This window comes from Rhodococcus sp. 15-725-2-2b, from assembly GCF_002259075.1.
Classification (GTDB): Bacteria; Actinomycetota; Actinomycetes; order Mycobacteriales; family Mycobacteriaceae; genus Rhodococcoides.
In genome coordinates this window covers 80,297-95,440 of the sequence record NZ_NPFL01000006.1, presented here as the reverse complement: position 1 = coordinate 95,440, position 15,144 = coordinate 80,297, and the positions used below count along the sequence as shown (strand labels likewise).

Below are 15,144 nucleotides of genomic sequence, written 5' to 3'. Positions count from 1 at the left end.
GCCCGAATGTGAATGGTCGTGCCGCTCGATTGTCCGGCTTTTCCTTTGTGGAGCTACGTAACGTGATCGGGGTTCGGGTGTGTCGCGAGGGACCGCCCGGGACCAGTAGCCTGCAGAGGTGCTGCTCTCCGACCGTGACATCCGTGCCGAAGTGACCTTGGGAAACCTCGCGATCGAACCGTTCGACCCGTCGATGGTTCAGCCGTCGAGTGTCGATGTGCGGCTCGACAAGCTTTTCCGGGTGTTCAACAACACCCGCTATACCCACATCGACCCGTCGCTACAGCAGGACGAATTGACGACGCTGGTCGAACCTGCCGCAGGTGAGCCGTTCGTTCTTCATCCGGGGGAGTTCGTTCTCGGCTCCACGCTGGAATTGACGACGCTGCCGGACTACTTGGCCGGTCGGCTCGAGGGGAAGAGTTCGCTCGGGCGGCTGGGTCTGCTCACGCACTCGACCGCAGGCTTCATCGATCCGGGCTTCAGTGGCCACATCACGCTGGAGTTGTCCAACGTCGCAAACCTGCCGATCACGTTGTGGCCGGGCATGAAGATCGGGCAGCTGTGTCTCTTCCGGCTGTCTTCGCCGTCCGAGAATCCGTACGGCAGCGCCGCGGTGGGGTCGAAGTATCAGGGCCAGCGTGGGCCGACACCGTCGAAGGCCTACCTGAACTTCGTTCGCTCCAGCGTCGAGTAAACGATCCCGAGGTCTGTTTCTCACCGCGAAACGTGGTGAATGTCCGGTTGTAGCGGTACTCTGGTAACTCGACGTGGGTTGGGGCCTACCAGAGCGAGGTTTCTAGTGTCCGCGGTTCCCGATGTGTCCGTACTCGGCGCTTCGTTGGGGTCGAGTGGTCTGCGCAGCGTGATCAGCGACAACGCTCGCTCCGGTGCTGTCCTGGAAGTACACGAGCCCGTCGCATCCCGGCCGGCACCCAACGGCCTCGCTCCCGATCCGTGGGATGCCGTCATCACGTCGGTTCACAATCTGGCGAGCGAGTATGCGTCCGCGGATTTCCATCCGGTGCTCGCACTGCGCGAAAGCGACCCCAAGACGGCCTACGACCAGGACTTCTCCGATGGCGTTGTGCTCGTCTCCGAACTCGGTGCCCAGTTGGGTGCGCTGCGGGAGACGCGGGTGCTCGCCGGTGAGCGCTGCGTCGCTCTGTTCGACGTCGGTGCATCCGGTACCTCGGTATCCGTGGTGGATGTCGACAGCGGTGATGTCCTCGCGTCGCGTCGTACGGACGCCCTCGGTGGTGACGACTGCGATCGGGTGCTGTGCGATCACCTCATCGCGACGTTCGGTGCGGCCGAGGCGCTGACGGTCGAGGCTCGGCGGCGGCTCGTTCACGACGTCCGCGCCGGGAAACACGAACTGGCACTGCTTCGCAGCGTGTCGATCATCGGACCGTTCGTCGGCGGACGTGCATCGCTGTGGCGTGGCAATCTCGACGAGCTCATCGGCGACGCGGTGCGCCGAGCCGTCTCGATGGCCGTGGACGTGCTCGACGAGGTCGGTGCACAGGGCATCCACGTCGACGCCATCGTCGCTGTCGGTGGTGGTGCCAACATGCAGATAATTCGGCAGGTCCTGTTCGACGCGGTGTCGATGCCGGTCTACGTGCCCGAGCAGCCGGAACTGCTGGCGGCGCACGGCGCTGCCGGGATCGCTCGGACGGTGGGTCGGCGGCCCACCCCGGCACCGCCCGAGGTGCTTACCGATCGGTTCGCTGCCGTGGATCGGGACTCCGCAGACGTGGAGGTGGGTGCGGTCGCCCCGGTGGTCTCCAAGCGCCCACGGCACAGCGACACCTCCTCCAAGCGGATGACCAGGGTCAACAAGTCTCGGCATCTCGGGGGCGCACTCGCGGCGATCGTGGCGGTGTGTGCAGCCGGCACCGTGGTCACTGCGGCCGCACGCACCAGCGGCGACGAGCCGTCTCCGTCGGTGAACAGTTCGCAGGACGCCTCACCGACCGCTCGGTCGCAGTTCGTGGTGCCTGCCGCAGACGGATCACCCGCCGACCCCACCGGGTCGTCGTTGCCGCCCGCGATCACGACGGCGCAGACCTCGCCTCCGGTCGACCCGTCGGCAACGTCGCCCTCGGCCCCAGCGCCGACCACTTCCGACGCGGCGAGCACCACCGCAGCGCGGCGCACCGTGGCCACGACCACTGCCCCGTCCGACATTCAGCAGACGACGGCACCCGACACGCTCACCCCCGATCGGTCGACCATTGTACCGACGGCTGTCCCGCCTGCCACCACGACTCGTCCGACCACGACGAGCCCCGCCACGACGACCCGGGCCACGACGACGACGCGTCCGCCGACCACCACACGGTCCACTCGGACGTTCGATTTTCCGCTGCCGGACTTCGACTTTCCGCGACGCTGACCGGTCTGCAGTTTCGGACTCCATCGGCCCCGGTACTCGAGGCAGGATGACAGGTATGGAGTCGATTCAGACCGAGCGCGAAGACAAGTTCGACGTCGACGCAGATTTCCGATTGCCCACTCTCGCTTCACTGGTGCCCTCCGGCGGCGCTCTGGCGTCGAGCGAGACCGACCTGAGCAGTGAGTACTTCGACACGACCGGCCACGACCTGTTGCGACGCGGAATCACGGTTCGGCGTCGTACCGGTGATTCCGACAACGGCTGGCATGCGAAGGTCCCGGCGGAGAAGGCGCGGACCGAGATTCGGCTCCCTCTCGGCAACGGAGCGCACGGTGCGGTGCCGGACGAGCTGAACGACGTGCTGCGCGGTGCGGTGATGGGCGCGGAGTTGTCTGCGGTCGCGACTCTGACGACGCATCGCACGATTCACACCGTGTCCGACGCCGACGGGGCTGTGGTCGCGGAAGTGGCCGACGACGAGGTCTCCGTCGTCCTGATCGGCGGCGCGACCGGTCCGCGGTGGCGGGAGGTCGAGGTGGAACTCGGACCCGCAGGGTCGGAGTCGTTTCTGAAGAAGGCGGGCAAGGTGCTGCGGGCTGCCGGTGCCCGGCCGTCGGCGCATCCGTCGAAGCTGGATCGGGCGCTGTCGGTGGTGCGTCAGGTACCCGCCGAACCCGGGGTGGTGCTGTTGGCGGACTATCTCGACGCGCAGGCGCAGGCGATCGTCGCAGGCGATGTGTATCTGCGTCGAGGGCTGGATCCGATTCATTCCACGCGGGTGGCGATTCGGCGATACCGCAGTACCCTTCGTGTGTTCGGTAGCCTGTTCGAGGACGAGCCCGCCGCCCAGCTCGAGGCCGAACTGTCCTGGTATGCAAGCATTCTCGGTGAAGTGCGCGATCGTCAGGTGCAACGTGCCCGGTTCGCCGCCGCGTTGCGCGAACTACCGCCCGAACTGGTGCTCGGGCCGGTCGCGTCGCGCATCGAGAACGACCTGCTCGCCGAGCAGATTCGGTACCGCGAGGCGGCGATGACCGAACTCGACGGAGAGCGCTACCGCGCGCTGCTCACGACGCTGGCGGAGTGGTCGCGCGGGCTACCGATCGACGGCGAGGTCACCGACCGCGTGTTGGTCAAGCTGGCACGCAAGGCAGGAAAGAAAGCGATCGATCGGACGAAGAGTGCCGTGCGCGGTACCGACGACGAGGCGCTGCATCGGGCACGAAAGGCATCGAAACGAGCACGGTATGCGGCCGAGTTGGTTGCACCGGTGGTGGACAAGAAGGTCTCGAAAGCGAACATCAAGCACTTCAAGACGATTCAGGAGGTGCTGGGAGAGCATCAGGACGCGGTGATCGCGGCGGACATTCTGCGTACCCTCGGCGCGCGAGCAGGCACGACGGCGGGGGAGAACGGATTCACCTTCGGCCTGCTCTTCGAGCGGGAGCGCCGGGCCGCCGAGACGGCCCGCGACGAGGCGAGCAGGTTGGAGTTCTGATCGAGCAAAACAATTTGTTTCCCCGAGTTCGGGCTCGAAGGGTACTCTGAGCCCGAATCGAAGTCGGGGGGAGTCGACGACCATGGCCATTGCGCTCGGGATACACGTCGGTGCCGAGGAAGTGTCGGCCGTGCTGGTCGAGGCCGATCTACCCGAGTTGGGAGCCATCTCCACGCGCACCGTGTCCGTTGCGGCGGTTCCCGGCGGCGTGGGTGACGCCGTCACCACGATGCTCGGAATCATGAGGGTGCAAGCGGCCCAGAACGATCTGCGGATCAGCGGTTCCGGAGTGGTGTGCGACAGCATCGCGCTCTGCGGGATCGTCCGTGCAGCGCTCGCCGCCCATGAGGTTCGCGATGTCGTGGTGGTCGACGCCGGAGATCCGCGGTTGAACGCCGAGGTTCCGCTGGGAGTTGCAGCAGCACTGATCGGCACCGTCGACGCCCTCACTGCATGGGCAGGCGGGCCGGTCGACGTCCCTGCGGAGTCGGTCGACGAGGTCTGGAACGGTTCCGGCAGCGATGCGGCCGGTACTCCACGCGGTGCGCGACTGACGATGATCGGTTTGGGCGTCGCGGTTCTCGCCGCGCTGAGCGGAGCCACGGTGTGGGCGCTGTCGGCGGCCGGTCCGACCCAGAATTCCGTGGTCGACAGCGCGGATCGCACCGAGATGCCGTCGGCCGGGGGCAGCGGGGTCGCGTCGTCGTCGGTGGCGGTGGTCGCGGGTTCGGCGGTCCCCCCGCCTGCGCCGTCGATTGTTCCGTCCATCGAGGCCGGGGTGTTCGAGGCACCTGTGTACGGGCCGGTGCCGGTCGGTACCTGGAGTGAAGCGCTCCCCGCGAGTCCGGTCCCCACGTCGATGAGCTCGTCGGGGGGTGGGGACTCCCGGGCCGGATCGGGTGGCGGCAGACCCGGCGTGGTCTCCGGCGGCGGCAGCAGCGAAGGTCGTGGCGACACGGAGGGCGATGCGGACGGCGGGGCGTCGGGCGGCGGCAACTCGGGTGGCGGTGGTGATTCGGGTGGAGAAGAAACGACGACCGTCGAGCCGGAACCCGACCCCGATCCTCCGACGACCACGAGCCCGATCGAGACCACCACGGAGGTTCCGGTCACCACCGAACCCACGACCGTCGACGAAGAACCGGCGGCGAGTCCGGTCGAGTGAGATCGATTCGTTGATTCCCTTGTGAGCGTGCATTTTTGATACTTGGACAAGTCCTTCTCGTGACGGGTATGTGAATTCGACTCCGACACCTGAACTTCTGCTCATGCGTGGCTACCATCGAGTCATCGACCAGCAGACGGTGAGTATTCGATGACCGAGAATCCCGCAGCAGAACCGTTGACTCGCACCACTATCGACAGGGCGGTGGGTGTTCTCATCGCGCTGCGCGGCTGTAGTCCGGAGGACGCGTTCGCCGAATTGGCGGCGCACAGCTTCCGATTCGATGTCTCCCTCGTGCAGTCGGCTCGGTCCATCGTCGCGGCCGCGCGCGGAATGGACTCGGCCAACGGCGTCGCCTGTGCGGCGATGACCTCGGCGCAGGAGGAGTGGGGTCCGCTGCTGGCGTACCGTCGAGATCCTTTCGATCACGTCGCCTGAGATCGGCCGGCTCAAGTTTCGCTGCTTGTTATATGTCCCAAAACAAACCGAAAGTTCATTCAGATACCGAGATTGCTGTCCAGACGACGGTTCGGCGGTCTACTATCGGCAGGTCGGAGTAGCCAGTCGAGTCGAGGAATCATGAGAACAGTCCTTGGTGTTTCGGTGGGTTCTGCCACTGCCCGAGGGGTCGCAGTCGATGCGATCGACGAGTCGGTGCGGTCGGCCCACATCGTTCACTCGTTCGATCCTGACGATCACCTTCAGGTCGCCATCGACTTGCTGGACTCCATGTCGCGCGATCAGATGGTCGACCGAACGGACATCGTGTTGGCGGTACCCGACGATCCCGGTGCTCGCGCGCGTACGTCCGCCTACTCCACGTACGAGGCCGATCGACTGCTGGTCGCCTCCGAACTCGGAGCTCAGCTGCGGTATCTGCAGGGAACGGGCCAGCTCGAGGGCGCTCGTACGGTCGCGGTCTGCGACATCGGGGCTTCGGGCACCACGGTGTCCGTGGCAGACCCGGCCACCGGTACGGTCTTCAGTTCGGTGCGCACCACGTTGTTCGGAGGCAACAGCTGCGACGAGCAACTCTCCCGCTACCTGCTCTCGACGTACGGAGCGGACGAGTTGGCGTCCGATCGGGCACGGGCAGAATTGACGGTATCGGTCCGAACGGCGCGTGAGCAGCTTTCTCGACTGCGGGTGGCCGAAGTTGCCGGACCCTTCGTCGGTGGTCCGGTCAGGTTGTGGCGCAACACTTTCGATGATGTTCTCGAACGCAGCATTCGGTCGTTGGAGGACTGGGTGGCCAGTGTGATCGTCGACGCGCCCTGTGCCGTTCACGCCCTGGTGATGGTCGGTGGCTGCGCCAACATTCCGACGCTGCGGCGCCTGTTCCGTCGTGATCTGATGCTGCCGGTCGTCGCACCCGCCAATCCGGAGTCTCTCACCGCGCACGGTGCGGCTCTGATGGCCGTCGACGCGGTCGCGTCGCGTCGACACCGCCCGCGGGGTGCCACGATCGCCAACGTCGCGCCGTCGCAACATGCCTCGATGGTAGGCATGGTGGGCTACCACGACTCACCGCGACACCGCTCGGCTTGAACCCGCCGGCCTGGCCAACGAACGCCGTTGTTCGGTAGGTTGCTCGGGTAATGGTGAACAGTGGGGTACGAGACGGTGGGACAACAGTGGCAGAGCAGGTAGCGGAGTCCGGTACGGCAGCAACCGACGGTGAAGCATTCGATCCGGCGGAACATGCTCGGAGCATGGTCGGTTATCACTACCGCACCGAGGACTACTACGAGGTGGGCCGCGAGAAGGTCCGTGAGTACGCCCGCGCCGTCCAGGATTTCCACCCCGCCCACTGGGACGGAGATGCCGCGGCCGCGCTGGGTCACAGTGCCCTCGTCGCGCCTCTGACGTTCATGTCGCTGGTCGGCACCCTTGCGCAGAAGAAGCTTCTCCAGTCCATCGCCGAGGGCTACGACCTGAGCCAGATCCTCCAGACCGATCAGGTGCTGGTGTTCCAGAAGCCGATCCTCGCCGGCGATCAACTGACGTGCGATGTCTCGCTCGACTCGTTCAAGACGGTCATGGGACGCGACATGATGGTCACCAAGAACGTCGTGTCCAACCAGAAGAACGAACTGGTGCAGACCACGTACACCACGCTGCTCGTCGGTCGGTCCGGCGAGATCGATCCGGCCATCGCCGAGTCTGCGAAGAACTTGGTGATGTTCGGCGCGACGACGGACGTCAGCGGTGCCGATTCCGGCGAGAGCGGCACACTGTCCACTCCGCAGGAACACGAACCTCTGGTCGTCGAGGAGTACCGGGGTCGGCCCACACAGAAGTTCGACGAGGTGAACGTCGGAGACGAACTGCCGCCCCGCACGGTGCGCCTGACCCGCGGTGACCTGGTCAACTACGCAGGTGTTGCCGGCGACGCGAACCCGATTCACTGGAGCGAGCAGTTCGCCAAGCTGATCGATCTCGAGAACGTGCTGGCCCACGGGATGCTTACGATGGGCGTAGGCGGCGGGTACATCACCGAGTGGCTCGGCGACCCGGGCGCTGTGAAGGACTACACCGTCCGCTTCACCACCCCCATCCCGGTGGACACCCACAAGGCCGCCGAGATCGTCTTCACCGGCAAGATCAAGTCCAAGGACGAGGCGACGCGTACTGCGGTCATCTCACTGGGTGCCACGTTCGAGGGCAAGCGAATCTTCGGTCACCGCGCCACGGTCACAGTGCAATTGGGCTGAGTGCCTGCGGCAGTGGTGTGGTTGTGTGCCCCGGGCGGCACTCGACCACACCACTCGGATGCTCGGTTGGCGTCCGTAGTCCGCGGATCGGCTCCTCGGTTGTGGATATGTGACTCCGATCGGCGTCGGGTATCCGAATGTGGGGAGCTGATGTGCGGGGCGCGCCGTTTCACGTCCCGACGAAGATGCAGAACGGATGGCCGGCCGGGTCGGCATAGATTCGGATCGGCTCTTCCGGGTCGTCCCGCAGGTCCCGCAATAGTTGCGCACCCAATTCGAGTGCGCGCGTGTGCTCTTCGTCGAGTTGCTCGACGGTGTCGACGCGAAAGTCCAGGTGCAACATCTGAGGGTGCTCGCCGTCCGGCCATGTTGCGGCAGGTAGTGAGTCGATCTGTTGAAACGCGATTCGCCACGAACCGTCCGGCGCGGTGATCGCGAGCCAATCCGGATCGATCGTCTCGGCGTCACCGGGGATGTACTCGAAACCCAGCAGTTGCCGGTAGAACTCGGCGGACTCACGGGCGTCGGTGCAGTCGAGGACCACTTGATGTACCGAAATGTTCATGATCTGCCCTTCTTGACGGCGTGGTGTCGTGCAGCGCGCGCCCGATTGCCGCATGCGCTGCAGCACCATCGATCCTGCAGAAACAGTTGACCGCATCGCGGGGCATCGCACAACGCCAGGCGGTCACGGCCTGAACGTACTCGGCCTCAGCGTCGGTCGGCCCTGTGTTGAACACCCGCGAAAACTGCGCCGATCACGATCGACACTGCCAAGCATTCGATCAGGAACACGAGACTCGATTCTCGGAACAGCGGCGACTCCGACATCTGCGCGGCCATCGAGTCGGGGTGAACCAAGGCAATGGCCGAGACCTGCGGCGGTCCGACGGCGGCGGAGGCCCACAAGGAAGCTCCGAGAAACACCGACGTCGGCAAGGGCCACCAGAACAGCGACTGCCGAGATCCTCGAATCCGTGCTGCCGCAGCGACCACGCACAGTGTCAGTGCGCCGATGACGAGCGACGACGGAAACCATGGTGGCCCCTGTTCGGTGAACAGTTGCGCGTAACCAATGATCGATACGCTTCCGGTCTCGCCGGATACAGCCGCCGGGTCGAAGGGCGCGAGGGGCGCGGCGAAGTGCCACAGCGATGACAGGGCGGCGGCCAGGGTGAGACCGAAAACCAGTGCGGTCCAGGCCCTGTCGGGTCGGCCTCCGGTGCCGCGCTGTAGATCGTTGCCCACGTGCAGCAGGTTACGCGTCGTGCCCGCTGTGTGTGCGTCTCTTCGAGTCGAACACCGGAGGCTAGGCGATGCGCACTCTCAGTTCGTCCACCGGCACTTCCGCACCGTTGTTGTCGGTGATCCGGACGTGCACTGGGTTTCCTTGTCCATCAACCACATCGAGGGGCCCGTCATCATCCTGTAGGTACTCGTCGCCCCATTGCATCAGCCCGAGTACGACGGGCAGCAGGTCTTCCCCCATTTTCGTCAGGATGTACTCGTAGCGTGTTCGTCCTTTGTCGGGGCGGTAGGGCTGTTTGACGAAGATGCCCGCGTCGACGAATTCTTTGAGTCGGGCGGCGCTGCTGGCGTCGGTGATGCCGACGCGTCGGCTGAAGTCGTCGAATCGCGTCGTGCCGTAGAAGGCCTCGCGCAGGATCAGCATGGCGGATCGGGTTCCGACCACGGACAAGGCGCGCGCAATGGAGCAGCGGTCGCCGGCCGTCCAGGAGTCGAGGTCGGACAGTGGGCCGTCCATGTGGAGGGGCATGTCACGATACTACTGACTTTACAAAACTATAGCCAGCTCGTACCGTGGTGTCAGCGATCCGATAGGAACGGGTCGATCGGACAAGGAGCCGTCATGAGAGACGCAGTCATCGTCGAGGCAGTCAGAACCCCGGTCGGACGGGGCAAGGCAAACGGCACTCTGCATCCCGAACATCCAGTGGACCTGATGGCCCACAGTCTTCGGGAAGTTGTGCAGCGCAGTGGAATCGACCCGAACCAGATCGACGACGTCATCGGTGGTGTCGTCACCGCAGTGGGGGATCAGGCGTCGAACATGACTCGACGTGCTGCATTGGCGGCGGGCTATCCCGAATCCGTGCCTGCGACCACGGTGGACCGTCAGTGCGGAAGCAGCCAGCAGGCGATTCACTTCGCCGCTCAGGGCGTCATCTCCGGTGCCTACGATCTGGCGATTGCGGCCGGGTCGGAGTCCATGAGTCGAATCCCGATGGGCTCGAACATGATCGGTACCGAGGACCCGGCAGGTGTCGGTTTCGCCGAGAGGTATCCGGACGGTCTGGTGCCGCAGGGCATCAGTGCCGAACTGATCGCGGCCAGGTGGGGTATCAGCCGGACCGAAATGGACGAATTCGCATTGTCCAGTCACGCGAAGGCCGCGGCGGCAACCGAAGAGGGACGCTTCAAGAGGGAGATCAGCGCCATCCGCGGGCTCGACCGTGACGAGGGGATCCGCACCGGGTCGACGCTGGAGGCCCTGGCAGGGCTGCGTCCGGCGTACTACAGCGACGCCATGGCGCAGCGGTTCCCCGAAATCCAATGGAACATCACCGCGGGCAACGCAAGCCAGATCAACGACGGTAGCGCCGCGGTCATGATCACCACCAGCGAGAAGGCGAAGGAGCTCGGCCTCACGCCGATGGCCAGGCTGCACAGCTTCGCCGTGGTCGGTGACGATCCGCTGATGATGCTCACCGCCGTCATCCCGGCCACGCAGAAGGTGCTCGCCAAGGCGGGGTTGACGATGAGCGACATCGACCTATTCGAGGTCAACGAGGCATTCGCCTCCGTGGTGCTCGCATGGGCCAAGGAGACCGGGGCCGATCCGAGCAAGGTGAACGTCAACGGCGGAGCCATCGCCATCGGTCACCCCCTCGGCGGCAGCGGTGCGCGCATCATGACGACCATGGTCCACGCCCTCGCCGAACGTGAGCAACGCTTCGGGCTGCAGGTGATGTGCGAGGCGGGCGGCCTGTCGAACGCCACCATCGTCGAACGCCTGTAAATGCCTGCGGCAGTGGTGCGGTCGAGTGCCCCAGGCGGCACATGGGAGTGGAGCCTGCGGAACGACCCGCAGGCCTTGTCACACCGCTGCCGCAGGCACTAGTCCATCGCCGTGTTGTGGAATTCGTTCTCGGCGGCCAACATTCCTGCGAACCACTCGTCCAGCCTTGCATCGTCCACAGCGTTCATGGCGTCGACCTCTCGGGCCAACGCGTCGACCTGCGCCATGAAAGCAGGTCGGGTATGCATTTCTATCCACTCCTGCAGCGCCGGTTCGCGATCGGCTGACGTATGGAGTGCTGCGCGGCACCAGGACAGGTACAGGGTCTCTGCGGCGAACATCGCCACGAGTGCTGCGGCCCTGCCGTCTCGACGGGCAAGTCCCAGTGCGTAGTCGGACAGTACGGACGATCTCTCGATCAACTCGTCGGTATCGCCGTCGTACGGAAACTGCTCACGTAGCCCGGCGAAGTACTCCCGCTGCTCACCGACGAGATTCGACAGTGACACCACATGATCGGTTGCGTCGTCCAAGGACTCGGACTCTGCGACGACGAGTCCCAGGATGCGCACCGCGGTGAGTACGAACGCCTCCTCGATCACCAGGTAACGCCGGAAGTGGTCGTCGCGTAGTGTGCCGTCGATCGATTCGACGATGAAGGGGACGCGCTGCGCTGCAACGAGGTTGCGTTGTTGCCGCGCAATCAGTTCGGCGGAGCGACTCATTCCGCGGACAACCAGGTGATCAGGCCGTCGAACAGATCGGTGTAGCCGAGCCACTGCTCGCAGAACTCCGGCGGTGCCCAGTGCGGTGAGCAGTCCGAGGTGAAGACCGCCGAGCGGCCCTTGCCGTAGGTGCCCGCAGCGACGAGCGGATCTCCGTTGATGGTGGCGGGGACGGCAACTCCGTCCTTGGCGATCACTCGGTTGTAGCCCAGGAGTGCAGGCCACTCGATCCCACTGGCGCTCACGGTGGGGTGCTTGTCGTCGACGACCACGGGGACCATGCCACCTGGGGTCTCCACGCGATCGTCTTCGGCGAGCATCGTCACCGGCAGAGCGTCTGCGAGTGCTGTCTGCCGGAACGCAGCGCGGGCCTGGAACCCGGAGAACGAAAGGTATCCGCCGATCATCAGCAGCGCACCGCCGTCGTGCACCCAGTTCCGGAGCTCGACCAGGCGGTCCTCGCCTGCCTGAAAACGATCGAAGACGCTGGGTGCGAGCTGAATCGAGTTGGCGCCGATGTCCGAGAGGACGATGACGTCGTAGGCGGACAGAGCCTCGGCGTTACCGGGAAATTGTGTCGGCACCAGATGCGCCGGCATGTGCACCACGTCGTGTCCGCGGGAAGCCAGGGCGTCCTTGAGTGGTCCGACACCTTCCACGTAGGAGTGCACGGTGAATTCGTCGACGCCCTTGACGTGCGTCGAGGTGGTCATCCAGCTTTCACCGGCGATCAGAACTTTCTTACCCATGGTGGTTCTCTATCCTTTTCCGGCGCTCTCGAAGAGCGACCTCGGGTTGTCTCGCATGAGCGAGGACACGTGCTGGGGATCGATTCCGCTGCGCACGAGTCGTGCTGCGAAAGAGACTGGTACGTAGGCCAAACCGTTGCCACCGAATGTGCGGAGCATCGACTTGAGAAACAGGTCGTGACTGAGGAGCAATTGCCGTCGGTATCCGCCGCCGATGAGACCGGCGACCGCGAAGGCGGTGTCGGCGGGCGATGGAGACTGACCCTCACCCGGGAACTCGAAGGGCATGCCGATCATGTCGAATTCCAGATACACCCCGCGATCACCCAGAGCGCATTGGTAGTCGGGATCGTTGCCCGACGGGTCCATGTGGCAGAGCACCACAGCACTCGGGTCGACACCCATCTCCTCGACGACGATGTCGAGCACTTCGTGCCCACGCCGCTGCCACCCCGGAAGGTGAACGAACAGTGGTACAGCGACTTCTCGTTGCGCGACGCATGCGGCGCGTAACGCCTTCTTCTCGGCGGCGGTGAACGACGGCGAGACTCCGACCTCCCCGATGACCCCGGGGCGAGGCCCGTCGTTCGAGGAGAACTCGGCAACGAGTCCCGACGCGAGTTGGTCGACGCTCAGCGAGGCGACCTCGGCCGGGTGCGTGGCCTCGAGGTACCAGCCCGAGCCCATGACGACCCGGACCCCCGAGTCTCGGGAGTACCGTTCCAGGATCTCGGGTCGACGACCGATGCCCGGTGGTGTCAGATCGACGACGGTCGTCCCGCCGTGGTCGGCAAAGGTTTTCAGGTCCGCCAACACGGCCGCCGCGTCGTCGATCCGGCAATTGTCGGCGCTGTGATACGGATTGTCGTGCAACAGCCAGGCGTCCGAGGCCGAGATCGGTCCGGAGAGAACCTGCGCCACAGCGGGATCGGGCGATTCCGAGTACGCCACCGAGGCGTCGTTGTGCAGGTGCTCGTGCGGTAACACCAACCCCAGCTCGCTCGAGTCGACCGGACCGGTCACCGTCCGGACGATCACTGTTTGCCCGGTGCGCTCTGCAGGTGCTTGAACAGTGACGCCAACGAGTGCCCAGGCATGTTGATCCAGATGGCGACGAGCAGAACGATTCCGGTGATGATGGGCGTGAGGAAGGGGCTCACGCCCAGCAGCGTCAGGCCGTTGGCGATGATGCCGGTGAGGACCGCACCGATCACGGTACCGACCACGGTTCCTCGTCCACCGAACAGGTTGGTTCCGCCGAGCACCACCGCGGTGATGACGGTCAGCTCGAAACCGTTGGCGGAGTTGGCGGAACCCGATCCCAGTCGTGCGGCGATGAGCAGGCCGGCAATGCCGGCGGCAAGACCGGTGAACACCAGCGTCATCATCAACACGCGACGGGTGTTGACGCCGGAGCGTCGGACGGATTCGACGTTGGACCCGATTCCGGTGACGTAGCGGCCGAAGCGGGTGCGACCCAGCGCAACCGCGCCGATGACGACCACGGCGAGGGCGATCCAGGCGCTCGCCGAGAACCCGAGCCACGACGCAGTGCCGAGCTTGGCGAACGCGGTGCCTGGGGTGATGGGAACCGAGAAGCCCTCGGTGCGGTACAGCGCGATGCCGCGGATGATCGAGAGCGTGGCGAGTGTGACGATGAACGGTGGAATGCCCTGGTAGGCAGCGAGCCAGCCGTTGACCAGTCCCCACGCCGCACCCATCAGTGGAGCCGCGACGAACACGACCGAGGAGTCGACGCCTGCCTGGATGAGCTCGGCGCTCATCGCGGCGACGAATGCGACCGTCGCTCCGACGGAGAGGTCGATCTGGCCGGTGGTGATCACGAACGTCATCGCGACGGCGATGATCAGGACCGGTGCGATCTGCGTGGCGAGGTTGGAGATGTTGGTGAACGTCAGGAACGACGACGTGGTCACCGAGAAGACGAGGGCCACCGCGACGGTGACGGCCAGCATGGCCAGTGTCGGCTTGTTGGTCTGTTGCCACAATGTCGGTCGCGCAGCGAGTTTCGCGACGCTGGGCTGTGCGTTCTTGTCGAGAGTGATCATGGGCGGCCTTCCGGCGAGGACGGTGAGCGCTGGGGAACCGGAGTGCGAGTGATCAGTCCGACGAGCGATTCGATGTTCAGCTCGCCGATCGGAACGTCGTCGACGCTCTGTCCCTCGTACATGACGGTGATGCGGTCGCAGACTCGGAACAGATCCTGCAGGCGGTGCGTCACGAGGATGACGCCGACGCCCTGGGCCGCAACGTCCGTGATGAGTTTCAGGACCGATTCCACCTCGGCGACGGCCAGTGCGGCCGTTGGCTCGTCGAGGATCAACACGTCGGGCCGGAACGAGACGGCCCTGGCGATGGCGACGGTCTGCCGCTGCCCGCCCGAGAGTTGGCCGATCTCCTGGTACGTCGACTTCACTTTGACGTGCAGGTCCGCGAGGATCTTCGCGGCGCGTTCGTGCATGCCGTGCCGGTCCAGAAACGGTCCCTTGCGGGGTTCACGGCCGAGGAACAGGTTGCTCGCGACATCGAGGGTGTCGCACAGCGCCAGATCCTGATAGACGATGCCGATCTTCTGCTGCTGCGCATCGAGCGGTGTCGAGAAGCGCACCGGTTCCCCGTTGACTCGCATCTCACCACCGTCGTGTTGAACGGCGCCGGCAAGGATTTTCATGAGCGTCGACTTGCCGGCGCCGTTGTCTCCGACGACTCCGAGTACTTCGCCGCGTGAGAGCCGGAGGTCGACTCCCTGCAACGATTTCACCGGGCCGTACGATTTGGTGATTCCCGACAGTTCGATCAACGGTGTTGTCGGATCATGGTGTGCCATAAGG

At 64.9% G+C, this 15,144-nt stretch carries 17 protein-coding genes; 8 read left to right on the top strand and 9 right to left on the bottom strand.

The features are described 5' to 3' along the window. Positions 1-118 precede the first annotated feature (118 nt). From dcd to CH306_RS06210, 7 genes are all read left to right on the top strand, one after another. A complete protein-coding gene (gene dcd / locus CH306_RS06240) occupies positions 119-697 on the top strand; it encodes a dCTP deaminase (RefSeq protein WP_032396620.1) in 579 nt (192 codons plus the stop codon). Between the two features lie 105 nt (positions 698-802). Beyond that, complete coding sequence (locus CH306_RS06235) at positions 803-2,401, top strand: Hsp70 family protein (RefSeq protein WP_179272788.1); 1,599 nt, start codon at positions 803-805, stop codon at positions 2,399-2,401. Positions 2,402-2,456: 55 nt separating this feature from the next. After that, positions 2,457-3,899: a CYTH and CHAD domain-containing protein gene (locus CH306_RS06230; protein WP_045197225.1), complete on the top strand. Its 1,443-nt coding sequence runs from the start codon at positions 2,457-2,459 to the stop codon at positions 3,897-3,899. Positions 3,900-3,981: 82 nt separating this feature from the next. Further along, positions 3,982-5,064 carry a hypothetical protein gene (locus CH306_RS06225; RefSeq protein ID WP_094646034.1) on the top strand — a complete coding sequence of 361 codons (1,083 nt, stop codon included), beginning with the start codon at positions 3,982-3,984 and terminating at the stop codon, positions 5,062-5,064. A gap of 150 nt (positions 5,065-5,214) precedes the next feature. Beyond that, positions 5,215-5,502 carry an ANTAR domain-containing protein gene (locus CH306_RS06220; RefSeq protein WP_032396616.1) on the top strand — a complete coding sequence of 96 codons (288 nt, stop codon included), beginning with the start codon at positions 5,215-5,217 and terminating at the stop codon, positions 5,500-5,502. A gap of 141 nt (positions 5,503-5,643) precedes the next feature. Then, positions 5,644-6,612 carry an Hsp70 family protein gene (locus CH306_RS06215; RefSeq protein ID WP_032396615.1) on the top strand — a complete coding sequence of 323 codons (969 nt, stop codon included), beginning with the start codon at positions 5,644-5,646 and terminating at the stop codon, positions 6,610-6,612. Positions 6,613-6,662: 50 nt separating this feature from the next. Next, positions 6,663-7,778 carry a fused (3R)-hydroxyacyl-ACP dehydratase subunits HadA/HadB gene (locus tag CH306_RS06210; RefSeq protein WP_032396614.1) on the top strand — a complete coding sequence of 372 codons (1,116 nt, stop codon included), beginning with the start codon at positions 6,663-6,665 and terminating at the stop codon, positions 7,776-7,778. 169 nt (positions 7,779-7,947) lie between these two features. Here CH306_RS06210 and CH306_RS06205 read toward each other — a convergent pair whose 3' ends face one another. The 4 genes from CH306_RS06205 to CH306_RS06190 all read right to left on the bottom strand — a co-directional run bounded on the left by CH306_RS06205 (position 7,948) and on the right by CH306_RS06190 (position 9,555). Continuing rightward, positions 7,948-8,343 (bottom strand): VOC family protein, encoded by a 396-nt coding sequence (locus CH306_RS06205; RefSeq protein ID WP_045200503.1) that lies wholly within the window; start codon positions 8,341-8,343, stop codon positions 7,948-7,950. Then, the gene (locus CH306_RS29825; RefSeq protein WP_217901388.1) at positions 8,340-8,456 is read right to left on the bottom strand and encodes a CGNR zinc finger domain-containing protein; all 117 of its coding nucleotides are present in this window, start codon (positions 8,454-8,456) and stop codon (positions 8,340-8,342) included. The genes CH306_RS06205 and CH306_RS29825 overlap by 4 nt, the downstream gene beginning before the upstream one ends. Positions 8,457-8,489: 33 nt before the next feature. Further along, positions 8,490-9,026 carry a hypothetical protein gene (locus CH306_RS06195; RefSeq protein WP_094646033.1) on the bottom strand — a complete coding sequence of 179 codons (537 nt, stop codon included), beginning with the start codon at positions 9,024-9,026 and terminating at the stop codon, positions 8,490-8,492. A 61-nt stretch (positions 9,027-9,087) separates the two neighbouring features. Beyond that, complete coding sequence (locus CH306_RS06190; RefSeq protein ID WP_094646032.1) at positions 9,088-9,555, bottom strand: winged helix-turn-helix transcriptional regulator; 468 nt, start codon at positions 9,553-9,555, stop codon at positions 9,088-9,090. Positions 9,556-9,648: 93 nt separating this feature from the next. Here CH306_RS06190 and CH306_RS06185 point away from each other — a divergent pair, with 93 nt between their 5' ends. Further along, positions 9,649-10,818: a thiolase family protein gene (locus CH306_RS06185; RefSeq protein ID WP_094646031.1), complete on the top strand. Its 1,170-nt coding sequence runs from the start codon at positions 9,649-9,651 to the stop codon at positions 10,816-10,818. 98 nt (positions 10,819-10,916) lie between these two features. On the opposite strand, the gene CH306_RS06180 is transcribed toward CH306_RS06185, so the two are convergent. The 5 genes from CH306_RS06180 to CH306_RS06160 are packed head-to-tail and all read right to left on the bottom strand — an operon-like array spanning position 10,917 to position 15,140. Next, positions 10,917-11,543, bottom strand: coding sequence for a TenA family protein (locus CH306_RS06180; protein ID WP_094646030.1), 627 nt, complete (start codon positions 11,541-11,543; stop codon positions 10,917-10,919). After that, on the bottom strand, positions 11,540-12,292 hold the full coding sequence (locus CH306_RS06175) for a glutamine amidotransferase (protein ID WP_094630515.1): 753 nt from the start codon (positions 12,290-12,292) through the stop codon (positions 11,540-11,542). The genes CH306_RS06180 and CH306_RS06175 overlap by 4 nt, the downstream gene beginning before the upstream one ends. Positions 12,293-12,301: 9 nt before the next feature. After that, positions 12,302-13,315, bottom strand: a complete 1,014-nt coding sequence (locus CH306_RS06170; RefSeq protein WP_256981065.1) for a phosphotriesterase family protein — start codon at positions 13,313-13,315, stop codon at positions 12,302-12,304. An 11-nt stretch (positions 13,316-13,326) separates the two neighbouring features. Further along, positions 13,327-14,361, bottom strand: a complete 1,035-nt coding sequence (locus CH306_RS06165) for an ABC transporter permease (protein WP_094646028.1) — start codon at positions 14,359-14,361, stop codon at positions 13,327-13,329. Next, the gene (locus CH306_RS06160; protein ID WP_094630512.1) at positions 14,358-15,140 is read right to left on the bottom strand and encodes an ATP-binding cassette domain-containing protein; all 783 of its coding nucleotides are present in this window, start codon (positions 15,138-15,140) and stop codon (positions 14,358-14,360) included. The genes CH306_RS06165 and CH306_RS06160 overlap by 4 nt, the downstream gene beginning before the upstream one ends. Positions 15,141-15,144: the final 4 nt, after the last annotated feature.

Coding starts and splice junctions, on each gene's coding strand:
- CH306_RS06230 (WP_045197225.1), top strand. CDS start 2,457: ATGGAGTCGATTCAGACCGAGCGCGAAGACAAGTTCGACGTCGACGCA.
- CH306_RS06225 (WP_094646034.1), top strand. CDS start 3,982: ATGGCCATTGCGCTCGGGATACACGTCGGTGCCGAGGAAGTGTCGGCC.
- CH306_RS06220 (WP_032396616.1), top strand. CDS start 5,215: ATGACCGAGAATCCCGCAGCAGAACCGTTGACTCGCACCACTATCGAC.
- CH306_RS06215 (WP_032396615.1), top strand. CDS start 5,644: ATGAGAACAGTCCTTGGTGTTTCGGTGGGTTCTGCCACTGCCCGAGGG.
- CH306_RS06210 (WP_032396614.1), top strand. CDS start 6,663: ATGGTGAACAGTGGGGTACGAGACGGTGGGACAACAGTGGCAGAGCAG.
- CH306_RS06205 (WP_045200503.1), bottom strand. CDS start 8,343: ATGAACATTTCGGTACATCAAGTGGTCCTCGACTGCACCGACGCCCGT.
- CH306_RS06190 (WP_094646032.1), bottom strand. CDS start 9,555: ATGCCCCTCCACATGGACGGCCCACTGTCCGACCTCGACTCCTGGACG.
- CH306_RS06185 (WP_094646031.1), top strand. CDS start 9,649: ATGAGAGACGCAGTCATCGTCGAGGCAGTCAGAACCCCGGTCGGACGG.
- CH306_RS06180 (WP_094646030.1), bottom strand. CDS start 11,543: ATGAGTCGCTCCGCCGAACTGATTGCGCGGCAACAACGCAACCTCGTT.
- CH306_RS06175 (WP_094630515.1), bottom strand. CDS start 12,292: ATGGGTAAGAAAGTTCTGATCGCCGGTGAAAGCTGGATGACCACCTCG.
- CH306_RS06165 (WP_094646028.1), bottom strand. CDS start 14,361: ATGATCACTCTCGACAAGAACGCACAGCCCAGCGTCGCGAAACTCGCT.
- CH306_RS06160 (WP_094630512.1), bottom strand. CDS start 15,140: ATGGCACACCATGATCCGACAACACCGTTGATCGAACTGTCGGGAATC.